This is a genomic window from Dethiosulfatibacter sp. (assembly GCF_983023055.1).
Window position 1 is genome coordinate 1 of the sequence record NZ_CEZJXU010000025.1, and the last position, 3,306, is coordinate 3,306.

General features: G+C 38.5%; 3 protein-coding genes and 1 riboswitch. Of the genes, 1 reads left to right on the top strand and 2 read right to left on the bottom strand.

The genetic code is table 11. The annotated features are described in order from the left end of the window. Positions 1-69, top strand: a riboswitch (Fluoride riboswitch). This riboswitch is flagged as partial in the annotation. Between the two features lie 129 nt (positions 70-198). Then, on the top strand, positions 199-1,407 hold the full coding sequence (locus tag AC3AX0_RS02125; protein ID WP_487548663.1) for a cation:proton antiporter: 1,209 nt from the start codon (positions 199-201) through the stop codon (positions 1,405-1,407). A 61-nt stretch (positions 1,408-1,468) separates the two neighbouring features. On the opposite strand, the gene AC3AX0_RS02130 is transcribed toward AC3AX0_RS02125, so the two are convergent. Together AC3AX0_RS02130 and AC3AX0_RS02135 are read right to left on the bottom strand one after the other, a co-directional pair. Continuing rightward, the gene (locus AC3AX0_RS02130) at positions 1,469-3,010 is read right to left on the bottom strand and encodes a sodium:solute symporter family protein (RefSeq protein WP_487548653.1); all 1,542 of its coding nucleotides are present in this window, start codon (positions 3,008-3,010) and stop codon (positions 1,469-1,471) included. An 18-nt stretch (positions 3,011-3,028) separates the two neighbouring features. Beyond that, positions 3,029-3,226, bottom strand: coding sequence for a hypothetical protein (locus tag AC3AX0_RS02135; RefSeq protein WP_487548654.1), 198 nt, complete (start codon positions 3,224-3,226; stop codon positions 3,029-3,031). Positions 3,227-3,306 lie beyond the last annotated feature (80 nt).

A 3,306-nucleotide genomic window follows, 5' to 3' on the forward strand; every position in this document is an offset into this window, starting at 1 on the left:
ATAGGGCGATGGAGTTCGCCGGGCAATGAAAATGCCTAACCGCCAAGTGCTAATGACTCCTGTTGACTATTTTGTCGACAGGATTTTTTGTTGTTTTGACCTTGGTGAATTACAACTTATATGTTCATTAAATACTAAATAAGGAGATGCATGATAAGCTGCGTGAGCAGGAACAAATTCATATCATGCGAAAATAAAATGGCTACAAGTTTGGGAATAATAATCGTACTTGGTTTGGTTGCAAACCTCATATTTACAAAGTTTAACCTGCCGGGACTTCTTGGAATGCTCCTTTTGGGAATAGCAATAGGCCCCTATGCAATAGACATCATAGACCCTGATCTTTTGGAGGTATCATCAGACTTCAGGCTTATAGCTCTCATAATAATACTTCTAAGAGCAGGCCTTGGAATAAGCAGGGAAAACCTCAACAAGGTTGGAAAGACCGCCATCAAGATGAGCTGCATACCCGGGCTTATGGAAGGCTTCACCATAGCATTCATAGCGCAATATATTCTTGGCTTTTCCTTCATAGAAGGTGGAATACTTGGCTTTATAATTGCAGCTGTTTCACCTGCTGTAGTAGTTCCATCAATGCTCTACTTCACTGACAGAGGTATCGGAACAAAAAAAGGAATCCCCACCCTTATAATCGCCAGTGCCTCAATCGACGATGTATTTGCAATAACAATATTCACAACCTTCCTGGGTCTTTACAGCGGGAGCCATGTGAACATTGGAGTACAAATACTTACAATACCTTTATCAATACTTCTAGGAATAGTAATGGGACTAGTCATCGGACTCATCCTTGTAAAGGTCTTTACAGCCTATCATATAAGGGATACAAAGAAGGTTCTTGTAATCCTTGGATGCGCAATCCTCCTTACAGCAATTGAAGAGCTTCTAAAAAGCAAAATACAAGTGGCAGCTCTACTGGGTGTAATGGTCATAGGATTCATAATACTTGAAAAGATACCCGAAACTGCCAAAAGGCTTTCCGCAAAGTTCAACAAGATATGGATACTTGCAGAAATACTCCTTTTCGTACTTGTAGGGGCTCAAGTAAATATAAGCGTAGCCTTCGACTCAGGACTAAAAGGACTTGCAATAATTGCACTGGGACTAATAGCAAGAAGTATAGGAGTTGTACTTTCAACTCTCGGTACAAATCTCAACTTCAAGGAGAGGCTATTCTGTGTAGTTTCCTATACTCCAAAGGCCACAGTTCAGGCTGCGATAGGTGCAATACCCCTTGCAATGGGCGTGAGGTCGGGAGAGCTTATATTGGCAATCGCAGTTCTTTCAATAATAACCACTGCCCCTCTTGGTGCCATAGGCATACGGGCTACATCAAAAGGTCTCGAGGTTGAAGGTATAGACGAACCATCAAAGAATAACCTATAGCGTTAAAACAATAAAAAAATGCCTTCACTTTCGAAGGCATTTTTCATTCTAATTATTCAGTTTAAGCTCTAACTTCTTTATCATCACTCTCATAGTATTTACTATCACCTTGTTCAAGTGCTTCATAGAAGCTTTCTATTTCTTTTGGATCTTGTTTTGTAACAAGACTTACTGCAACCATGAGAACTGTAGATGCAAGCATTCCTATTGCTCCATACCATGTATATCCAATACCCCATACAAAGTATGTCATAAGAACAACTATTGTACCTACTATGGCTGAAACAAGAGCTGCCTGTTTTGTTGCTCTTTTCCAATACAATCCAAATACAAGTATTGGGAATAGAGGCATAACTATTGCTATTGCAAACATTATCATTGTAAATATAAGCTGAGGAGGATTAATAGCAATCAATGTGGCGGCAATTCCTATTACAGCTATTACACATCTGGTTACCATTAACTGTTTCTCCGGAGCTACTTTTATTTTGAATGTATTCTTTATAATATCTTCAGATACTATTGATGATGCAACGCTCAGGAACGCATTTGCAGTCGAAAGACCTACTGCAGTTGCTCCCACAAAGAAACCAACCATAAGTACTACTGCAAGATCTGGACTATATGAAAGTACAAAATTATTGATCATATACGGTATAATCAGTTCAGTCTCTCCTGTCGCAAGTCCTGGTGCCAATGCAACACCAACTAGTCCAATAAGCATTGTTCCAGTCCATACAAAAGCCTGAAGTGCAGGTGTCACGTATGAAAGTGTTCTTTGAGTCTTAAGATTGTCTCCAAAGTATCCTGATCTTACAAATACATGGGGAAGCATTATTGTCCATCCTATGGCACAGGCAAAAGGATAGCCGAATCTTCCACTATACGGCACCCATCCATCAGGTCCTGGATATGAGAAGAATGCAGGTGTATTAATTTTAATAGTTGCTACTGCAGCTGAAAGAGATCCTCCAAATCCAACTACCAGACAAGCTATAACTATAGCCCACAGTCCTCCGATGAAAAGAAGTCCCTGTATTGTGTCCGCTGTAGCTGCAGATTTTACTCCACCGATAGTTACGAAGACAGTCATTATTATACCAACGGCTACAACAACCATTGAATAGCTCATTTCTCCACCGGTTGCAATATTTGCAGCCTTTGCTATAGCAACTAGAACCGATGCGATATAAGGGAATGATGCTGCCAAGAATACAATTCCAAGAACAGTTCTTAGAGCAGAACTTTTATATCTTTCATAGTAGAAGTCCGCTGGGGTTACAAAATTTTTCATTTTATTAATTACCCATACCTTGTTCATGGTAAAGTGACAGATGATAGGGAAAAGCGCTATATAACTCAATTCTGAAAGCCAATATCCAATACCCCCTCTATAATAAGCTCCTGGACCTGCGAAAAACACCCAGGTACTCATAAGAGAAGCTATATAAGTCATAACCAAAATAGGCCACGCTACACTTGCCGTAAGAAGATTTTTAGAGCCAGATTCTTTTTTTTCTTTATTTGTTACATACATTGCAATCCCAATCAAAAAGCACATATACATTGCAAATGAAATCCAAATCGTTGATGATTTTAACATTTATATCCTCCAGAAATATTATTTTTTTAATTTATATATTTTATATACTTTAATAAGACCTACATAAACAGCTATCCAGAGAGGTACTATAGTAAGTCCCGCGTGAATAAACATTGCCTTTGAATCACCATAGGCTGGTACATATGGCAGATTGTATAGAAGGTAAAATACAGTTACAGCCAACAACCAGATTTTTTCTGTTTTTGTTATTTTCATGAAATATCCTCCGTTTATAAGAATAATTTTATCCTTATTATTTTATTTATTTGGGCATTTAGAAAATATCTTTCAAAACC